Consider the following 16,971-nt stretch of genomic DNA (forward strand, 5'->3'; position numbering starts at 1 on the left):
CATATTAGGGCGTGTTGAACATTCAAATGTGGTGCTGGCAGTGACTATTTTTTAGACAATATGCAGTGAAATTTTTGATGCCTAGTCATTCTAGGTGAAACAATTTCGCCATAGATTGGCAAAAAAGAGTACTGCCCTAAAAGGCTGATGCTAAAATCACCCCAAACATTGTTGAAAGCCTAGCTAAGGTCTCGACATTATCGTCGGTTTTCGCCTAGTCTGGTGCAATTTTAACAATCAGCAGCCCTAATATTTGAATGTTCAACACGCCCTAATGAAGATTCCCTTGCTTAGAAATAATTGGCTTGAGGATAGTTTGCTTAAAAAGAGTTAACGTCCCATCTGAGTGGTCGTCATATGCCAAATCTCTGCTAACGGCGTGTTGGTTTGACTAATTTTAGCCATTAGACTGGCACCGAGCCAGGCAAAGTACCAGCGCTTGGCCATACTCTCAGCTGAAATATTGTCGAGACGAGGTACCGACCCGTCTGCCCAGCCTGCCTTAATCTGCTCAGCAAGCCACATGGTGGTTTGCTGATAGCCTGCATCAAGTGCTTTACGCATGGTCTCTGACATATCTGCCACCTCTGCACTGAGCTTAACAACCAAGCATTTCTCATGGTCACAGCCATTCTGCTGAGTGTCGTACCAGTTCTGAAAATAATCATATAGCTTTTGCTGGGCATTGACGTCTTGTGCATCGATGACATCTAAACGCGTCTTATATAAGCCAAAGTAGTGATTGATTATCGATTCACCAAAAGCTTCTTTAGAAGAAAAATAATGGTAAAAAGAGCCTTTGGGCACACCTGCGGTATCTAAAATCTGCTTGAGCCCAACAGCTGTAAAGCCTTTTTTGGCTATTAATTGATAACCAGTCGCAAGTAAGTGCGTTTTGGTGTCTGATGTAGTAGCGTCTGTATTAGACATAAATAGGATTGTCTCCCTTGATGGTTCTGTGTATTAAGTAGTCAGTCGAAACAGTTAGCATTCACTTGAACGTCATGTTGATGGCGTATTGTAATAGGATATAGTTATATGTGTTACGTTTTATCAACAATATTCACTGACAAAGTAGTCTTGTTTTATTAATAGCTATGGTAGCATTAGACCAGTCGTCTAGCAAGGTAGGTTTTATTCTCATCAGTCACTGGTTAGATATTTATTTTATTTCATAGCTTAATAAAGACTTTAAACCTACTACTTACAAGACAGCTTTAACCACTCTATTTAGACTATTAACAATAAATTCGTCAAACAACAAAGCAAAATAAGGATGATTATGTCAACCAACGATAGTAACAACAGCGCCTACAATGATTTTCACTTGCAGTTCATCGCAGGCGAATGGCAAAAAGGTAAAGATGATAGCACTAATACCAATACCAATCCTTACAATGGCGATACGCTCGTAGAGATTCAGCAAGCGACCAAAGATCAGCTTAATGAAGCGTACGACGCTGCAACACAAGCTCAAGAAGCGTGGGCCAAGCAAACGCCTGCAACACGTGCTGCTGTATTATACAAAGTGGTCAACATACTGGATCAGCGCCAAGAAGAAATCGTTGATTGGCTGATTAAAGAGTCTGGCAGTACACGTATTAAAGCAATGGTTGAGTTTGGTGCAACACGCGCGATTACGCTTGAAGCAGCGACGTTCCCTAATCGTGTCCATGGTGAGATTCGCCCATCGAACACTCCCGGTAAAGAGAACTTCATTTATCGTGAGCCTATCGGTGTGGTAGCAGTCATTAGCCCATGGAACTTTCCGCTACATTTAACCCAGCGCTCTATCGCCCCAGCCCTAGCACTTGGTAACGCAGTGGTACTAAAACCTGCTAGCGATACGCCAGTGACCGGTGGTCTACTGCTAGCAAAAGTGTTTGAAGAAGCGGGTCTGCCAAAAGGTCTATTAAACGTTGTAGTCGGCTCAGGTAGTGAGATAGGCGATGCAATCGTTGAACACAAAGCGCCAAGTCTAGTGTCGTTTACAGGTTCGACCTCAGTGGGTAAACATATTGGTGAGTTGGCAAATGGTGGTGAATACATCAAACAAGTGGCACTTGAGCTTGGTGGTAATAGTCCATTTGTTGTACTAAAAGATGCTGATATCGAACAAGCGGTAAAAGCGGCTGCCTTTGGTAAATTCTTGCATCAAGGTCAAATCTGCATCGCGATTAACAGAGTCATCGTAGAAGACGAGATATATGATGATTTCGTAGCGCGTTTCTTAGCGCATGTCAAAACATTGAACGTTGGGGACCCTAATAAGCAAGACACCGCTGTTGGTCCAATCATCAACGAAAAACAAGTCAAATCACTCAAAGAAAAAATCGCTAAAGCGCAGGAAGAAGGCGCAAAAATGATATTAAGTGGCGAGATTGAAGGCCAAGTCGTACCACCGCATATCTTTACTGAAGTGACTCGCGAAATGGACCTATCACGTAATGAAGTGTTTGGACCACTGGTCGGTATCATCCGTGCCAAAGACGAAGACGATGCGCTATCAATTGCCAATGATTCTATGTATGGTCTGTCTAGCGCGGTGTTCACTGCTGATATGCAAAAAGGTCTACGTTTCGCTCGCGGTATCAGAGCTGGCATGACCCATATCAATGACATCTCAGTCAATGATGAAAGCAATACGCCATTCGGTGGTGAGAAAAACTCAGGTATCGGCCGTTTTAACGGTGAGTGGGTACTAGAAGAGTTTACTAGAACGCATTGGATCTCAATGCAAAATGAGCCACGTGAATATCCATTCTAATTGTCCTAAAATAGAATGCTAATAGCTAATAAAAAAGACCGCTTTGATAGTGGTCTTTTTTTGTGTGTCATTTGGCAACTTACTGAGAATGACGTATCTGAAGTTGGTCAATCATTTATCTAGCATGAAAGCCAAGCAACCCTTCAATCTCTTCCATCGTCATTCGTCTTACCAGTGCTTGTTCTTCTACCGACAGGCGGTTGGTGTGCTCTTTTATCATTGTATGAATACTTCGCGATATCTCAGAGGTAGTCGCGTAATACATTTGAGGCTGTTCCTTTGTCAATCTCATTAAAAATCGATTGATAAGTTTACGCTTTTCATCTGATTTATTTTCTTCAGTCGTAGTATTATTTTGAGTCATGGTGTTCTCCTAGAGGTAAGCCATTTAAGCAGTCAGACATATGAGAGTCAATGTTTATAAGTGGTTTCTGGGGCTGAGCGCATTGCCTTACAAGTGTTAGGCTCGCATCATAGTTGAATGCTAAGGATTTTTTACACTGTATATGATATTTCAAGATTAAAAATAATAAATTAGCGCTAAATAGCTAGAAGGATAGAGTATGTCAAATCAAGCAGCGAACAACTCAGAGAACAATAATGTCACATTAGTACTGTTTCATAATGACTTACGGGTAGCGGACAACGCAACTCTGATAAAAGCATCTGAAATATCCATTAAAGGCAAATTGTTGCTAGTTTATGCGTCATCGTTGACAGATATATTAGATAATAAAGACCATTACGATGCCTATCGTTATGAGGCTATGGGTCAAGCCCGCCAGCAGTTTTTGCATGAGAGCCTAGCTGATTTAAATGCGTCACTGATACAGCGTGGTAATAGATTGCTGTATTTACAGAAAGGCGAAGAAGTATTGGATGTCTTTACTCAGTTGAGTGATCTAATAGAGCAGCAACAAGTGACAGATATCTGCATCAGTCAGACGGCAGATTATAATCAAAACAAAGTATATGACCTTATACAGGCGAAGCATCCTGAGATACAGTGGCACATTCAAACAACAGCGACTTTGTTTGATGAGTTACCGCTAAAGAGCTTATCCAAGAGTTTTACACAGTTTCGTAAACAAATAGAAACTGATTATGATTTGCTACATGCAGAAAAAGATATAGTGATTTATCCAACGCCAGAATCACTTGCTCCATTGCCTGAAAATATGCAGAGTAGGGACGAGTACTTTTTTCAATCTCAGTTGTCTAATGAGGCAGGGCGTGATAAGCCATCACAGCACCTATCCAGTTTTAGAGGTGGTGAGTTAAATGGCCTCAAGCACTTACATACCTATTTTGACTCCGATGCACCCAGCACTTATAAAACAACCCGAAACGCGTTAGATGACTGGACACATTCTACGAAGTTCTCCGCATGGCTTGCAAACGGCTCGCTATCTGTAAACACAGTATTTAACCGTCTACGTCGTTATGAGCGCGATATTATCGCAAATGACTCTACTTATTGGATATGGTTTGAGCTGCTGTGGCGTGAGTATTTCTACTGGTATGCTGTTACCCATCAGCAAAAGTTATTTTGGTTTAAAGGCATCGCTCAGTACGCGCCTTCAACCCAATTGGACGAAAATCTATTAGCGCAATGGAAGAGTGGTACAACACCGTATCCTATCGTCAACGCTTGCATGAATCAATTGAGTACGACAGGTTATATGTCGAATCGCGGGCGACAACTGGTTGCTAGCTGCTTTATCCATGAGCTAGGGCTTGATTGGCGTTACGGGGCAGCTTACTTTGAGCAACATCTTGTTGATTACGATGTCGGCAGCAATTGGGGTAATTGGCAGTATCTGGCAGGCGTGGGTGCTGATCCAAGAGGATGCAGACAGTTTAATCTCGACAAGCAAACTCAGCAATACGATCCAAACGGTGAATTTATCCGTCAGTGGCAAGGCAACACTCAAAAGAGCGATTAATGTATGTTGAAAACTTCCACTCAACAGGTGACAACTATTATTAGACTAATCATAAGATAGGTTTAAACGATGAAAAAGCCCAGTCCTTATCTCACTTTTGCAGGTACGATTCCATTTATAGCCTGTGCATTTTTATTGATGGTAGACGTTGTTACCGTGCCTATGCTTGGTTCAGTAGGCGATGTATTAAGTGCTTATGGGCTAGTGATTGCATCATTTATGGCAGGCGCGCATTGGGGTAATCATTTGAGCTTGGCTGATGACAATAAGTGGGCTGTTAGGCTTCCACTGTATAGCAATGTCATTGCACTTGGCCTTTGGCTTGGTTTTTTAATCTTATCAGATATTGATTTTATTTGGCTATTAGTGATTGGTTTTATAAGTTTGTTGGTTATTGATTATAGTCTGCATCGAGCGCAGATTATCAGTCACACATATTTTAAAGTTAGGCAGTATGTCACGGTGATAGTGGTCATATCGTTAGTCATCGCGGCATTACAGTTGTAAATGGTATTAACTAAGTCATGGCCAAATAACAGCTAAAGAACAGCCAGCCTGATTTCTCTATTTTTATAATTGGGACATTGATTTTAGAGATTTCCGCAAGCGTAGCACTTCGATGAGTAAAGTGTTTGATAGTTAGACTAAATATTTATAAAGTTCATTTAAAATGAATGTTATAATCAAAGCCATCTATATTCCTAAGAAGATGGCTATGCACTCTATCAAGTTACCTAGCAAACCACCAAGCTCTCCATATCCTATCCTTAATTTAAGCTTTCGCATATTTTTTAGTTCTGCTGCGCTATTTGCTGTAGTAACGATGCTGCTATGGGCGTTTGTGTTTACTGGTCACACCGATATCGATGCACAGGTTTTGAACCCGTTATACTGGCATGGCCATGAAATGGTGTATGGTTATGCCCTGGCAGTGATAGCCGGGTTTTTGCTAACCGCAGTCAAAACATGGACAGGGGTGATGATGCCGCATGGCTATAAGTTGCTAGGTATCTTTGTCTGTTGGTTGTTGGCACGTCTGAGCTGGTTGTGTTTTGGGCTTGGCATAACGCTCATAGGTAATAGTATGTCGTGGTTATATATAGCAGCCCTTTTTGATGTAGTATTTGTCGCTTCGATGGCATATGTGATAGGTCAAGCAGTATGGCAAGTTAAGCAATACAAGCAAATAGGTATCTTGGCAAAATTGACACTGCTGACCTTTGGCAACGGACTTTGCTATTGGGGCATTATCAATGCTGATATGAACACAACTAAGATAGGTATTTATCTTGGGTTCTATTTAATTATCGGGTTAGTGCTGACGATTGGCCGCCGCGTAGTGCCATTTTTTATCGAACGTGGTCTTAGTATGGATATGGAAACGTCAGAACCCATTAAGTTACGTAATAGTAAGACACAAGATATCGCAAGCTTAGGGTTTTTCTTCGCCTTCTTTATTAGTGATGTATTTTATCCAAATAAGTATTTCTTGACGGTTACCGCGCTCGGTGTGGCAGTGATTAATATTGTTCGTCTGATAGGATGGTATCATCAAGGTATTTGGCAAAAGCCATTACTTTGGTCGTTGTATATTGCGTTTTTGGGCATGTGTTTGAGTTTCTTATTGTATGCACTACAACCTTGGCTCGGTTATCCGCACAGCATCGCCATGCATGGACTAGCGATTTCTGGTGTTGGTATGATGACGTTAGCAATGATGACTAGAGTATCTTTGGGACATACGGGTCGCAGTATTCATCAACCGCCAAAAATGGTAAACGTTATGTATGGCTTGATGGTATTGGTATTTATCAGCCGCGTGTTACTACCGCTAGTAGATATGAATCATTACCTAATATGGATTATGATGGCGCAAAGTGCTTGGATTGCGTGTTTTGTGCTATTTTGCATCAGTTATCTGCCCATGTTGGCACGTCCTCGGCCTGATGGTTTATTTGGTTAAAGCGGGCTAACGATACTGTTTACAAATGCTATGTCTAAACGTTATTACCAAAAATACGACTTATTTTGTCTGGCTTAATATATAAAATTTATAAAAATAGGAGCGCAAGTACATGCGACTGACCAATTATAGTGACTACGCGTTACGCTCATTGATTTATTTGGCTGTGAGACCAGATCCATCATTATTGGCTAATATTAGCGATATCGCTGACAGCTATGGTATTTCTAAAAGTCATTTGACCAAGATTATTCATCAGCTGGGTCAGCTCGGTTATATAGAAAGTGTGCGCGGCAAAAACGGTGGTATACGCTTGGCACGTGCACCTAAAGATATAAATTTGGGCATATTGATTAAACAGATAGAGCCTGATTTTAATCTGGTAGAGTGCTTTGCCGTACCAGCGTCTCATAATGATAGTGAGCAGGGCGCTCATCAGACGGATTTGCCGGTGACTTTTATTGAAGAAAAAAAGAATAAATCACTAGGCTGTGTAATCAGTCCAGCCTGTCAGCTTAAAAGCGTGTTCTTTGAAGCGCTCACCGCATTTATTAATGTGCTAGAGCGTTATACATTGGCAGATATTCTGAACAATGAGGATGAGCTGGCGACATTGCTGTTTCGGTAACAGCTTCGATAGTGGCTGCGATAATAGTTTTACTATTACTATGATCAGCTCACAAGAATGGGTCGCTATATTAGCGACCCATTCTTGTGTTTAGCAAAGGTATTTGTCAGAATACGCTAAAAACTATGCTGCTTCTAACTTTGGGCGAGCTTTCTTAATGGCTTTCACCAGTGCTTTCTCAAACCCACCTTCTTTGAACTGAACGAGATAAGAGTGTGCTGCGCAGAAGTTGCGAACGTCACGCCACTCATGAGCCAAATTGGTCGCCCAGTCGCAGTATTGCGCGCCAGCGTTTGGCTCGTTTTTCAGGGCTTTTTTGGTCGTAGGATGCAGTATTAGCTCAGGCAATACAGCTTCTAATAACTTCGTTGGTGGACTCATAAAAGTATCATCTACGTGCAAGCTTTGACTGGCAGGATGATAGGCCAATAAAGAACCTGCATGAATCATCTCATTGGGCGATATATAGTAAATGCCCTCTGACATTGAAAACTTAAGCTCAGGATAGCGTGCAGCGACTGCATTACTTTCAACCAAGTCATCTGCCCAGTTGATTTCTGGTACTTTTTTATGATGACGGCTACTGCCATAAAAGGTGGCTTGCGGAAAGTCTTTGGCCATTTGAGCACAGCTGACTGTATGAAACGGATGTACGTTAAGGACAGCTTCGACATCTTGACCATTATTAGTGAGTGCCATAATCTCATCTCGAACATCACCCGTTAGGGCGTAACTGTCCAAAAAGATGAATTTTCCTGAGGATAGTTTGACCAATGAGCAGTGAGTACCAATGTTTAGAACACCGCCAATGCGGAATGATCCGCGTATGTTCCAAAATCCTGCCCCTAAATCATGAATTTGATCTGACATCTATCGTTTTCCTTATAGTAAGTATTGAGTGGTATGCGTCAAAAAATGACGATGCTTTATGGTTCTTTGTTTTATTTTTTAACCTATACGCTTAACATAGTAGCTTTTAAAGTGCTGTTGCCTCAAGCTCATTACGAGCGCTATCAATGACTGACAAGAGTGCTGCCTCAAATTTACCTTCCTCAAACACCACTAAGCCTGAATGTGCGCCGCAAAAATGACGGCCACTGCGCCACTCATGTGCCAGCTCTATTGCCCAATCACAATACTCTTTACCAGCATTAGCGTCATCTTTGAGCGCTTTTTTGGTGGTTGGATGTAAGCCTAGGTTAGGCTGTACGGCATTGAATCGCTTGGAAGGTGGTATCTCAAAAGTATCATCGACATAAATGCTTTGGCTAGCAGGGTGGTAGACTAACAGCGAGCTGGCATGAACCGTTTCATCCGGTGAGATGTAATGGATGCCTTGAGGCAAGGAAAATTTAAGTTCAGGGTAGCGCGCAGCAACGGAATCGCTTTCGACTAAGTCATCTGCCCAATTGACTTCAGGCACTTGTTCTGGATGTCGGCTACTGCCATAAAATGTCGCTTGCGGGAAGTCTTTCGCCATTTGAGCACAGTATACCGTATGGAACGGATGAACGTTGAGCACGGCTTCGACATCTCGACCATCATTGGTCAGTGCCATTACTTGCTGACGAACGTCATTTTTTAACGTATAGCTATCTAAGAATATAAATCGTCCTGATGGTAGTTTTATGAGGGCACATTGGACACCGATATCAAGTATGCCGTTCTTTATAAATGAGCCTCGAATACTCCAAAACCCTGCCCCTAGATCATAAATTTCATCAGTCATCGACATTGCTCCTTGAAAGTTCATTTGTTCAATTGTTTTATTTGTTTGTATATAGCACGCTACGATTATTGATTTTTATGGCAGTAATGTCTGTAAGAAAAAAGATAGAAGCAATGTAGATGTGTAAAAATAAAAAAGAGTTGTTATTCAAATGTCACTATGGGCAATGATGGCCATGCGTCTACTTATAAAAAGCTATGTATCCTGAACATAGCATCGGCATTAAACATATGAGTAAAAAAGTGTCTATAGTTCTGTCAAATGTTCTTGTGCAGCTAGTGCCTTTTGTCCATCATTAATAACACATTGACACCTGAGTATTTCAGTCGATGTGCTAACATGATTTTTTGTCATTATGCTGCGCATTTATCAGTCGATAACGGTGTTTTTATTTTACAAATGTAGCATGATTTGACGTTATATATCTCTATCATCCACGCCAGTGACCTCTTACCGTCCTGGCATAACCAATATAGTCAGATCCCCTGTGAATCATTCTACCGCTCAAACTCAAAATCTGGTATCAAAACCATCACACACTCCTCACCAGTCGATCTCATGGATCTTAAAGCTCACGATTGGGCTGATAGGCATGTTTGCTTTTTTGCAGGTGTATTCTATCCAAGCCGTCTTGCCTGTTTTGATGATGGACTTTTCAGCGACCGAAGTCCAAGCTGGTATGATCGTTGGGGCGACGATAATGGCGATTGCTATTATGTCACCATTTTTGGGTATGCTCTCTGATGCAGTAGGGCGCAAACCTTTTATCGTCGGGGCGTTATTGTTTTTGGCGATACCTACGGCTTTAATCGCCCAGAGTCCGAGCATTGGTTGGTTAGGACTATGGCGTTTTATGCAGGGTTTGTCGGTACCTGGTATTACGGTCGTGACGATTGCTTATATCGGTGAGGAGTTTGAAGGGCGAGCGGTGACCGATCTGATGTCGTTCTATGTGTCGGGCTGCGTCCTCGGTGGTTTCCTTGGTCGGTTTTTGCTTGGGCATTTACATGAGGTCGTTGGCTGGCGTGCAGGGTATTATGTGATGGCAGTCATGACCCTTATCGGTGCAATATGGGTTTGGAAAATGCTACCCGCATCGCGGCAATTTTCTGCCAATCCGGACTTTCGCGCTGCGATACAGACGCTTGGTGAGCACTTGATCAATCGTTACGTCGTGACGGCCTGTCTGCTTGGTGCTTGTGTGTTGTTTTCACTGGTAGGCTGTTTTACCTTTATCAATCTACATCTGGCCAATACGCCTTATGAGCTGAGCACTGGCGCGCTGGCCAATATTTTTGCCGTCTACTTAATAGGCGTTGTCATTACGCCACTATCGACCACTTTGTTACGTCGATTTGGATCGGCGCGTACAGTGCGAGTGGCTATTTTTATCTCTATGATAGGGGTGTTAATAACACTCGTGACGCCATTGTGGGGCGTGGTGGTAGGGCTGGCCATTATGTCCTCTGGTGTGTTTGTGACCCAAGCGGCGACCATCAGTTATATCGCTGTTAATGTCAAAAAAGGACGCTCACTGGCATCGGGGTTGTATTATCTGGGATATTACACAGGTGGGACGCTAGGAGCATGGCTGTGCGGTATTGCCTATGCAAAAGGGCAATGGTCGCTGACGGTATGGCTGCTTGTATTTGTGCAGATATTGGCATTGCTCGTTGCCAGTTTTGGTATGGTTAAAACAAAATTACGTGCCGCTTGATTGTTAGACTTGCGTATAGTTTTTCTAGTGACTAACTTGTGCTACTTAATGTAAGGCGGCTTTACATGGCACTGATTTTTTCTTACTATCAATAACGATGTTATTACTATAAAAAGTAAAATAATGAGATGGTTTGATTTTGCATCGGTATTTTTCACTGCTACTTATCATGACTATTTATAACTTATAAGCACGACCAACAAGGACGTCAGATCTATGTCAAATATTTACCACAGTGCCCCTTCGGCCTATGATTATCCACTACTTGTAAAGCAATTATTGAGCCGTGCCAAAACAGTATCGCAAGACCAAGAGATTGTTTATGCGGACAAAAAACGTCTGACTTATAAAGATTTGTTTGAGCGTATCAATCGCTTGGCCAATGTATTGGCAAGTCTGAATCTTGATGCAGGTGATGTGGTGGCAGTGATGGATTGGGACAGTCATCGCTACCTTGAGTCGTACTTTGCCGTACCAATGTCAGAGTACGTTTTACAAACCGTCAATATCCGACTATCACCAGAAAAAATCCTCTATACCATCAACCATGCTAAGCCCAAAGTGCTGATGCTCAATTCTGAGTTTGCGCCACTGGTCAAAGACTATCAGTTTGAAAACTCAAGCATTGAACATATTATCTGGCTTGATGATAACGGTGTCACTGCTGAAGGTATCTTTGGTAGTAATCAAAGCCGTGTCACAGGTGAGTATGAAGCCTTGCTAGAGTCAGCTGATAGTGATTTTGATTTCCCAGATTTTGATGAAAATACCATTGCCACGACTTTTTATACGTCAGGTACGACAGGGGATCCAAAAGGCGTTTTCTTTAGCCACCGCCAGTTGGTATTACACACTTTAGCAGAGGCGGCGACCCTAGGTATGTTGCCAGATAAGCAGGGCGTCAGCTATGGCGATGTCTATATGCCGATGACGCCAATGTTTCATGTGCATGCATGGGGTTTTCCATTTACGGCGACGATGGTCGGTCTAAAGCAAGTCTATCCAGGACGTTATGCACCCGATACGTTGATGGATTTAATCATCAATGAAAAGGTCAGTATCACCCATTGTGTACCAACGATTTTGCAAATGGTGCTCAAAGAAGCCAAAGATCGCGATGCCAGTTTTAATGGGCTAAAGATGATCATTGGTGGTTCACGATTGACAGAAGGTTTAGCCAAAACGGCAATGGCACAAGGTATCGAAGTCTATACAGGTTATGGCATGTCAGAGACTGCACCGCTCATCAGTTTGACCCACTTTAGCTTAGATGAGCCAGCAATGACGGAAGAAGAGGATATTGAACGTCGCTGCATGACGGGTCAACCAGTATTGATGGTCGATGCTCAAGTATGGGGCGAGGGCAACAAATCTGTAGGTACAGGACCAGACAATACAGGTGAGCTGGTACTACGAGCACCTTGGTTGACCCAAAGCTATCTCAAAAACGACGATGCTGGCAAGGAGCTGTGGGAAAACGGCTATATGCATACCCAAGATATTGCTTATATACGTCCTGATGGCTATATCAAAATCACGGATCGCCTAAAAGACGTGATTAAGTCGGGCGGTGAATGGATATCGTCGCTCGAGATTGAGACGATCTTGTCATTGCATCCATCCGTAGCCGACGTATCCGTGATTGGGGTACGTGATAAGCAGTGGGGCGAACGTCCACTCGCATTGGTAGTGCTAAAGCCTGATGCTAAGGAGACCAGTGCTGACGATATTAAAGCACTGGCAGAGAAAGCAGTAGAGCGAGGTATCATTCCTAAGTATGGCGTGCCAAGTCAGTTTAAGTTCGTAGATGAGTTGCCAAAAACTTCCGTTGGTAAGCATGACAAAAAAGCCATGCGTAAAATCTATGCTGATCAGACTGAAATATAAAACAGTTCGTATTATTGATGATCACAGGACTTTTACTTAAAAATGGGCATCTCATAGCGCATTGTTCGCTTAAGAGTTGACCTTTACCGTTGGCTCTGCTACATTTTAAACCGATACGTTATGTATCGGTTTTTGACTTCTGGCAAGGATGACCAGTATTTATAAAGGCACTGTCTACTGCCATAAAATCAGTGTAGAGTTGGTAGTGGTAATCGCACACGGATAACGTATAAAGCGAGGCCAATACCTTACCAGCTTATAAATATCTCGATTATAAAATAACATTGCCCCATTTCTCGTTTATGCTAAGGACAGCTACTATGAGCGACCATTCCAAATCCCCAGTTTCTACCCAAACGACAGATACACCCACATTTGCTGATATCTATCATGCGTCGATTACTGACCGAGAGCAGTTTTGGGCTGAGCAAGCAAAACGCATCTATTGGCATAAAGCCCCTGAAAAAATCCTTGATGACAGTAACTTGCCCTTTACGCAGTGGTTTGTTGGCGGTGAAACCAATCTTTGCTACAACTGCGTCGATCGTCATTTGGCAGACCGCGCAGAGCAAGATGCGTTTGTGTGGGTGTCATCAGAGATCAACCAAGAGCTGATAGAGACTTTTCCAGGCGTCACAAATGCATTTACAGACTTGGGCAATAACGTCGAGTTTTATACAGACTATGCCAAGCGTCGTCTGACTTATAATGACCTATATAAAGAAGTGAATTATTTTGCGGATGTACTACAACGTCATGGCATCCAAACCGGTGATCGTGTGGTTATCTATATGCCGATGATTTTAGAAGCGGCATATGCGATGCTGGCGTGTGCGCGTATCGGTGCGGTACATTCTGTTGTCTTTGGTGGATTTGCTGCCCACAACTTGGCCATTCGTATGGATGATGCCGAGGCAAAAATGGTCATCACAGTGGATGCAGGATTACGCGGCGGTAAAGTCGTCAATTATAAAAGCTTAGTCAACCAAGGCGTTGAGCAAGCCACCATAAAACCTGATCACGTATTGGTCATCAATCGCGGTATCTTACCGTTTGAGGCACAAGCAATCGATGTTGATTATGCCACTGAACGCCGACTCAGCTGTGAGGCACAGGCGATAGTAGAGCCCGTTTGGCTTGAGTCCAATACTCCCTCTTATTTACTGTACACCTCTGGTACGACTGGCACACCAAAAGGGGTGCAACGTGATACCGGTGGCCATGCGGTGGCCCTGACGACATCGATAGACTATGTCTATGACGGCAAAGCGGGCGAGACGTTTTGGGCAATATCAGATATTGGCTGGGCAGTTGGCCACTCTTACACCATCTATGCGCCATTACTGGCTGGCATGACCAGTGTTATGTATGAAGGATTACCGCACTCACCAAACCCAGGTATCTGGTGGCGTATTGTTGAGGCAAATAAAGTCAATATCTTGTTTACGGCCCCGACAGGTGTGCGTATGCTTAAAAAGCAAGATGAGAGCTGGATGACGCGCTACGATGTCTCTAGCGTTAAGTCGTTCTTTTTGGCAGGTGAGCCGTTAGATGAGTCAACGGCCAGTTGGCTGACTCAGCATCTAGGCGTGCCAATTTTGGATCACTATTGGCAAACTGAATCTGGCTGGCCCATCCTCAGTCATACGCCAAAATTCAATCATAAACCGCACAAGCAAGGATCGCCTGGTTATCCCATGTATGGCTATGAGGCACATGTCATCAATGAAGAGACGGGTGAACTTTGCAAGGCGGGTGAAAAAGGGTTACTTGCGATCAAAGCACCACTGCCGCCTGGTTGTCTCACCACAGTGTGGCGTAATGACGAGCGTTTTGTCAGCAGTTATTTTGGTTTGTTTGATGGTCAGCAGTACTCAACTTCAGACTATGCGGTGACCGATGAAGAGGGTTATTTTTATATCTTAGGGCGTACTGATGACGTGATAAACGTCGCAGGTCATCGAATAGGCACGCAAGAGATTGAAGAGGCCATCAGTATGCATCCAGAGATGGCAGAGTGTGCTGTGGTAGGGATTCAAGACGAGCTAAAAGGTGAGTTGCCTATTGCATTCTGCGTCCTAAAGGATCAGACAAAAATTGAAACCACCGAAAACCGCTTCCGTATTGAGCAGCAAGTCATCGGCGCTGTTGTCAAATCTTTGGGCGGCATTGCCCGACCTGCTGCTATTTATTTCCCTCAGGCATTGCCAAAGACCCGCTCGGGTAAAATCCTACGTCGCTCAATTCGTGCGCTAGCGGAAGACCAGCCAACAGGAGATATGTCAACACTTGACAACCCCTCAGCCATCGATGCGATCAAGCAAGCAATGAAGGACTATTGATTGGCGCAATGTATCGATCTATAAGCCAACAATCTATGAGTCAGCAGTGATCGTCATTTTACATAACAAATAGATTTATTTTCTAAAAGCTCATGAGTAATCATGGGCTTTTTTGATTTTATGAGTCAACCAAAATAGGGTTTATAAAAATACGTTTATAGAAAATTTTGATAAAGCGCTTGACCGTAAAAATGATTTATTGTTATAGTCAATAACGATACAAAATAAATCATTTTAAAATTCAATTTTTAACAATGTTTTATAGACAAACACTCATCGCTTTTATTTTTCTAATAAATATCTAGGTGCCGTCACACGGTAGTCTTGCAAAAAAGATAAGGATATCTTATGCACCACGTTCAACAGCTCATCAATGGCCAATTCACTCAATCAAGCACCGACGAATGGATTGATATCACGGATCCTGCGACTCAAGAAGTCATCGCTAAAGTCCCGCAAACCACCAATGATGAGATTAACCAAGCAGTCGCAGCTGCACAGACTGCGTTTGAGACATGGCGCAAAACGCCAATCACCACGCGTGCGCGTATCTTTTTAAAGTATCAGTCTCTGATTCGTGATCATATGGATGAGCTGGCAGAGATTCTGACCGCAGAGCAAGGCAAGACGATTGCTGATGCGCGTGGTGATGTGTTCCGTGGTCTAGAAGTGGTAGAACATGCCGCTGGTATCGCCAATCTACAAATCGGCGACTTTGTAGAAAACGTTGCCTCAGGTGTCGATACTTATAGCATTTGGCAGCCACTCGGTGTTTGTGCTGGTATCACGCCCTTTAACTTCCCAGCGATGATTCCTTTGTGGATGTTCCCAATGGCGATTGCTACGGGTAATACGTTTATCCTAAAACCGTCTGAACAGGATCCGATGGTGACTATGCGTCTGGTAGAGCTGGCGATTGAAGCGGGCGTACCAGAAGGCGTGCTAAACGTCGTACATGGTGGCAAAGCAACCGTCGATGCTATCTGTGACCATCCAGATATCAAAGCCGTCTCTTTTGTGGGCTCTACTCATGTAGGCAAACACGTCTATGAGCGTGCCAGCCAATCAGGTAAGCGTGCACAGTGTATGATGGGCGCGAAAAACCATGGCGTTATCCTACCAGATGCCAACAAAGAGCAAACGCTCAATCAGCTAGCAGGCGCGGCATTTGGCGCAGCTGGTCAGCGCTGTATGGCGCTGTCCGTAGTAGTATTAGTAGGCGCAGCAGGTGAGTGGATTGATGAGATTAAAGCAAAAGCAGAAAGTTTGGTCGTTTCAGCTGGTAAGCATGACAAAGACTTGGGTCCACTGATTTCTCCTGCGGCAAAAGCCCGTGTCGAGCACTTGATTGGGACTGGGGTGGAAGAAGGCGCGAGCTTGATTTTAGATGGTCGCGGCATTACCGTCGAAGGGTTTGAAAAAGGTAACTTCGTTGGCCCAACTATCTTTGATAACGTCACAAGCGATATGCAAATTTATCAACAAGAAATCTTTGGCCCAGTACTGTGTATCATGCGTGCTAACAGCTTAGATGAAGCGATTGCACTACTCAATGCCAACCCGCATGGCAATGGCACCGCGATATTTACCCAGTCAGGCGCGGCCGCACATAAATTCCAGCAAGACATTCAAGTCGGTCAAATCGGTATTAACTTGCCAATCCCTGTGCCACTACCTATGTTCTCGTTCTCAGGGTCGCGTGGTAGTAAGCTTGGCGACCTAGGTCCTTATGGTAAGCAAGCAGTACAGTTCTATACTCAGACTAAAACTGTGACGGCACGTTGGTTTGATGATGAAGCGAGCCGCGGTGTTAATACGACGATTTCAATTTAAGCGTCAGCTTATTGTTTTTTCAGTATGACGATAATACTACTTGCGGTACTATTGCACGCAATTTTATTATCGTTATGCCGCTATCATGTCGCGCTAATGTCTTATAAAATTGCTTACCAATACGCTTATGAGCACTTGTATTAAAGCTTCTATGAAAGA

The 16,971-nt window shown here is 43.4% G+C and carries 13 protein-coding genes; 9 read left to right on the forward strand and 4 right to left on the reverse strand.

Translation table 11 applies throughout. The features are described from left to right. Window positions 1–330: 330 nt before the first annotated feature. A complete protein-coding gene (locus IP485_RS06660) occupies window positions 331–930 on the reverse strand; it encodes a TetR/AcrR family transcriptional regulator (protein ID WP_197177732.1) in 600 nt (199 codons plus the stop codon). Window positions 931–1,282: 352 nt separating this feature from the next. Here IP485_RS06660 and IP485_RS06665 point away from each other — a divergent pair, with 352 nt between their 5' ends. Further along, on the forward strand, window positions 1,283–2,767 hold the full coding sequence (locus IP485_RS06665) for an aldehyde dehydrogenase family protein (protein ID WP_198326572.1): 1,485 nt from the start codon (window positions 1,283–1,285) through the stop codon (window positions 2,765–2,767). Window positions 2,768–2,882: 115 nt separating this feature from the next. On the opposite strand, the gene IP485_RS06670 is transcribed toward IP485_RS06665, so the two are convergent. Next, window positions 2,883–3,131: a hypothetical protein gene (locus tag IP485_RS06670; RefSeq protein ID WP_057760515.1), complete on the reverse strand. Its 249-nt coding sequence runs from the start codon at window positions 3,129–3,131 to the stop codon at window positions 2,883–2,885. A gap of 199 nt (window positions 3,132–3,330) precedes the next feature. Between IP485_RS06670 and IP485_RS06675 the strand changes: the two genes are divergently transcribed. The 4 genes from IP485_RS06675 (at window position 3,331) to IP485_RS06690 (ending at window position 7,304) form a co-directional block, all read left to right on the forward strand. After that, window positions 3,331–4,713 (forward strand): DASH family cryptochrome, encoded by a 1,383-nt coding sequence (locus IP485_RS06675; RefSeq protein WP_198326573.1) that lies wholly within the window; start codon window positions 3,331–3,333, stop codon window positions 4,711–4,713. A gap of 69 nt (window positions 4,714–4,782) precedes the next feature. Beyond that, entirely contained in the window at window positions 4,783–5,220 is a 438-nt protein-coding gene (locus IP485_RS06680) for a DUF3429 domain-containing protein (protein ID WP_198326574.1), read from the forward strand. 163 nt (window positions 5,221–5,383) lie between these two features. Next, complete coding sequence (locus tag IP485_RS06685) at window positions 5,384–6,676, forward strand: NnrS family protein (RefSeq protein WP_320159122.1); 1,293 nt, start codon at window positions 5,384–5,386, stop codon at window positions 6,674–6,676. 112 nt (window positions 6,677–6,788) lie between these two features. Next, a complete protein-coding gene (locus tag IP485_RS06690; RefSeq protein ID WP_198326575.1) occupies window positions 6,789–7,304 on the forward strand; it encodes an Rrf2 family transcriptional regulator in 516 nt (171 codons plus the stop codon). Between the two features lie 123 nt (window positions 7,305–7,427). Here the strand turns inward: IP485_RS06690 and IP485_RS06695 are convergent, their stop codons facing one another. Both IP485_RS06695 and IP485_RS06700 read right to left on the reverse strand, forming a co-directional pair. Next, window positions 7,428–8,174: a hypothetical protein gene (locus tag IP485_RS06695; RefSeq protein WP_198326576.1), complete on the reverse strand. Its 747-nt coding sequence runs from the start codon at window positions 8,172–8,174 to the stop codon at window positions 7,428–7,430. Window positions 8,175–8,280: 106 nt separating this feature from the next. Beyond that, complete coding sequence (locus IP485_RS06700) at window positions 8,281–9,033, reverse strand: hypothetical protein (protein ID WP_198326577.1); 753 nt, start codon at window positions 9,031–9,033, stop codon at window positions 8,281–8,283. 553 nt (window positions 9,034–9,586) lie between these two features. On the opposite strand from IP485_RS06700, the gene IP485_RS06705 reads away from it, so the two are divergent. The 4 genes from IP485_RS06705 (at window position 9,587) to IP485_RS06720 (ending at window position 16,812) form a co-directional block, all read left to right on the forward strand. Beyond that, complete coding sequence (locus tag IP485_RS06705) at window positions 9,587–10,750, forward strand: MFS transporter (RefSeq protein ID WP_320159124.1); 1,164 nt, start codon at window positions 9,587–9,589, stop codon at window positions 10,748–10,750. Window positions 10,751–10,966: 216 nt separating this feature from the next. Beyond that, the gene (locus IP485_RS06710; protein ID WP_198326578.1) at window positions 10,967–12,637 is read left to right on the forward strand and encodes a fatty acid--CoA ligase; all 1,671 of its coding nucleotides are present in this window, start codon (window positions 10,967–10,969) and stop codon (window positions 12,635–12,637) included. A gap of 320 nt (window positions 12,638–12,957) precedes the next feature. Continuing rightward, on the forward strand, window positions 12,958–14,979 hold the full coding sequence (locus tag IP485_RS06715; protein ID WP_198326579.1) for a propionate--CoA ligase: 2,022 nt from the start codon (window positions 12,958–12,960) through the stop codon (window positions 14,977–14,979). Window positions 14,980–15,327: 348 nt separating this feature from the next. Further along, entirely contained in the window at window positions 15,328–16,812 is a 1,485-nt protein-coding gene (locus IP485_RS06720) for a CoA-acylating methylmalonate-semialdehyde dehydrogenase (protein WP_198326580.1), read from the forward strand. Window positions 16,813–16,971: the final 159 nt, after the last annotated feature.

Origin of the sequence: Psychrobacter sp. NG27 (assembly GCF_016106655.1) — a bacterium.
Taxonomy (GTDB): domain Bacteria; phylum Pseudomonadota; class Gammaproteobacteria; order Pseudomonadales; family Moraxellaceae; genus Psychrobacter.

Excerpts from the sequence above, each read along its gene's own strand:
- IP485_RS06700 (WP_198326577.1), bottom strand. The coding sequence starts at position 9,033 with ATGACTGATGAAATTTATGATCTAGGGGCAGGGTTTTGGAGTATTCGA.
- IP485_RS06660 (WP_197177732.1), bottom strand. The coding sequence starts at position 930 with ATGTCTAATACAGACGCTACTACATCAGACACCAAAACGCACTTACTT.
- IP485_RS06685 (WP_320159122.1), top strand. The coding sequence starts at position 5,384 with ATGAATGTTATAATCAAAGCCATCTATATTCCTAAGAAGATGGCTATG.
- IP485_RS06690 (WP_198326575.1), top strand. The coding sequence starts at position 6,789 with ATGCGACTGACCAATTATAGTGACTACGCGTTACGCTCATTGATTTAT.
- IP485_RS06695 (WP_198326576.1), bottom strand. The coding sequence starts at position 8,174 with ATGTCAGATCAAATTCATGATTTAGGGGCAGGATTTTGGAACATACGC.
- IP485_RS06720 (WP_198326580.1), top strand. The coding sequence starts at position 15,328 with ATGCACCACGTTCAACAGCTCATCAATGGCCAATTCACTCAATCAAGC.
- IP485_RS06665 (WP_198326572.1), top strand. The coding sequence starts at position 1,283 with ATGTCAACCAACGATAGTAACAACAGCGCCTACAATGATTTTCACTTG.
- IP485_RS06680 (WP_198326574.1), top strand. The coding sequence starts at position 4,783 with ATGAAAAAGCCCAGTCCTTATCTCACTTTTGCAGGTACGATTCCATTT.
- IP485_RS06710 (WP_198326578.1), top strand. The coding sequence starts at position 10,967 with ATGTCAAATATTTACCACAGTGCCCCTTCGGCCTATGATTATCCACTA.
- IP485_RS06675 (WP_198326573.1), top strand. The coding sequence starts at position 3,331 with ATGTCAAATCAAGCAGCGAACAACTCAGAGAACAATAATGTCACATTA.
- IP485_RS06715 (WP_198326579.1), top strand. The coding sequence starts at position 12,958 with ATGAGCGACCATTCCAAATCCCCAGTTTCTACCCAAACGACAGATACA.
- IP485_RS06670 (WP_057760515.1), bottom strand. The coding sequence starts at position 3,131 with ATGACTCAAAATAATACTACGACTGAAGAAAATAAATCAGATGAAAAG.